We start from the raw sequence: 898 nt of genomic DNA, 5'->3' as shown, positions 1-898 counted from the left end.
CCGCCACCGGCGGTAGGGAGCGTGAGCACGTACCAGCGGACGGCCTCTTGATCACGTCGCTTACGAACATGCGTCATGAACCTATCCGAGCACTTGCCTGTCAATATATCCATCTCTATGATTATCTTTTCCAGTGGTTATCCCATGGCCCGAAAACAGACCCCATGGCAATTCAGAGCCCTACCAAGAATCATTTATATCATCTTGATAAACAGTACTTTATATTTTTAAATATGGCATTACTGAAAATTACCATCTCTCGAAATCTTATGCTACTTGGGGAGTAGCCTAAAGGTGCGAGAACGGTTATCACCCGGTTGTAGCTTTAAGTTACCATTTGGAGGGGATGAGACGGGGCACGCCCCGTCTCTACAGGAATACACACAGGTTATGAGGCATGGTGGAATGATACCGGGAACAAGAGGTCATTTCACCCGCATCACCATGTCTATACGTCTAGGATAAAATAGGAAAATCAAAGAATAGAGAGGATCAAACGCCTACAATGAGTAAACAAGCGCATTTGTTTGCTTGTTTTTAGTTATTTTTTACTACATTTGCGCCGTGAAAGAATACGCTACTCCCCAAGTAGCCTACTCCCTTTACCCTACTTTCGGTACATGATTGTACACACTCTCAAAACAAATTTTATTCACCGCAGACATCTTTTCCAACGAGAAACTTTTCAAATAGATTTGTGTAGTCTTGATCGATTTATGGCCCAATAGTTCGCTGATCATCTCAATCGGGACATCCTGTTCCTTCAAAATCATCGCAAAAGAATGACGGATCGAATATGAGGTGATCGGGATAGACACACCGCAGGCTCTCGCCAACCTCTTCAAGTTCCGGTTAAAATGGGCTCACCCGATAAACCTGGGGGATTAAGCATACAGCT

2 pseudogenes are annotated in these 898 nt (G+C 44.2%); both read right to left on the bottom strand.

Annotated features, from left to right (window positions below):
• Nucleotides 1–113: pseudogene (locus DWX33_RS23215) on the bottom strand (transcriptional regulator); the annotation flags it as partial.
• 489 nt (nucleotides 114–602) lie between these two features.
• Nucleotides 603–863: pseudogene (locus tag DWX33_RS22220) on the bottom strand (tyrosine-type recombinase/integrase); the annotation flags it as partial.
• Between the last annotated feature and the right edge of the window lie 35 nt (nucleotides 864–898).

Source organism: Parabacteroides sp. AF19-14, assembly GCF_003635485.1.
Lineage (GTDB): Bacteria > Bacteroidota > Bacteroidia > Bacteroidales > Tannerellaceae > Parabacteroides > Parabacteroides distasonis.
The sequence above is the reverse complement of the archived record's forward strand: the minus strand, read 5'-3'. Positions and strand labels throughout refer to the sequence as shown.